The 1,303-nt window shown below is 66.6% G+C and carries 2 protein-coding genes and 1 pseudogene; all 3 read right to left on the bottom strand.

Features of this window, described 5'->3' with window-relative positions:
• Positions 1-137 (bottom strand): amino acid synthesis family protein (locus EN939_RS34550; RefSeq protein WP_164751528.1); only part of this gene is annotated, 137 nt, incomplete at its 3' end.
• Positions 130-1,014 carry a UPF0280 family protein gene (locus EN939_RS34545; RefSeq protein WP_127271011.1) on the bottom strand — a complete coding sequence of 295 codons (885 nt, stop codon included), beginning with the start codon at positions 1,012-1,014 and terminating at the stop codon, positions 130-132. The genes EN939_RS34550 and EN939_RS34545, both read right to left, overlap by 8 nt.
• Positions 1,014-1,303: pseudogene (locus EN939_RS34540) on the bottom strand (6-hydroxynicotinate reductase); the annotation flags it as partial. The gene EN939_RS34545 and the pseudogene EN939_RS34540, both read right to left, overlap by 1 nt.

Genomic DNA, 1,303 nt, shown 5'->3' with positions numbered 1-1,303 from the left:
ACATAGCGCCCGGCGAACGGGTTTTTCACCAGGGCCATCGCGGCGGCGCGGCGGCGCGGCAACTGGGCCACCGGCCCGCCCTCGTGAAAAATCTCTTCGGTCAGCACCGCGATTTTGCGGATCGAAAACTCAGGCATGGGCAACTTCCTCCCTCGAACTTTTGTTGGGCGCGGCAAGCGCAACCGAGCCACTGATGCGGGCCTCACCGCCAAGAAACAGCGCCGATCCGGCAATCAGGCCGCGCCGGCGAAAATCTTCGGCGACGGCAAGGCCATTGTCCAGCGCCCGCGCCACTTCGCCAAGGGCAAGCGTGCCGACACCATGTGTCACCAGGCGCGCGCCGAGATCGCTGTCGGGCGACAATTCATGTGCGGGAATGCGCTTGATGGCGGGATTGCCGGGCAGGTCCACCGCGTTGGCAATGAGGGTCGCCGCCGCATCTGCCTCGGCGCCGGTCCGCGCGAGCACGGTGACGGCGTCGGCAATGCCAAGCGAGAAGGAGCGGCCGCGCCAGCCGCTGGTGGCAACGCCGCGAACGCCATCTTCCGCGCGGATCGTGATCCGGTCGGCCATGCCGTTACCGGTGCCGGCGACCGCCAATCCCATCGACTGTCCCCTGCCGATATGGATTGCGCAGTCGCCACCATTGTTGACATAGGCGCGATCGAGCTTGCGGCCGGCAAGCAATGCGGCGAGCGTTTCGTCGGCTACCGATCCCGCGACGGCGGCCATCGGTGTTATGAAGCATTCCGCCAGGGGCATGACGGCTGCTTCCATGCGGCGCGCCGTCGGGCCGGCGAAGCTGCGCGGCGCCAGGAAAAACGCCGGTAGTCGCAATTCGGGGAGCTCCTCGACCAGCTCCATCAGGATCGTCTGGAACCGCGCTACCGCCTGTTCATAGGCTCGGCGGCATTCATCCGCCTCACCAAAAACCTCGACGATCAGGTCGATCGGCCCGTGGTTGAGATGGAGCCGCTTGCCGTCCTGCAGCCAGTTGGCTTGCGGGCCTTGCATCACCCGGCCCCGTTCGAGCCGGCACGGCGTAGCTGCGCGAGTGGCGGCCATGGATTGGTGGCTTCGGCGCCTGTGCCGCGGCGCGGATTGAGGTACTCACCGCCTTTTGCGACAATATCCTCGACGCTGCGGATCTCGGCCTCGTCCCCGCCGAGCCTGACATAGTCGTCGCGGCGCAGCGTGAACTCGATAGGCGCCACCAGCGCCGGCGTCGGCACATAGCCGAAGGCACCCTCAGGCACTCTGGTGACATCGACCATCAGCGTGATGCCGCCGCCCGGCCAGACAT

Origin of the sequence: Mesorhizobium sp. M7A.F.Ca.CA.002.05.1.1 (assembly GCF_003998335.1) — a bacterium.
Lineage (GTDB): Bacteria > Pseudomonadota > Alphaproteobacteria > Rhizobiales > Rhizobiaceae > Mesorhizobium.
This window is presented reverse-complemented; position numbering and strand designations above follow the sequence as displayed.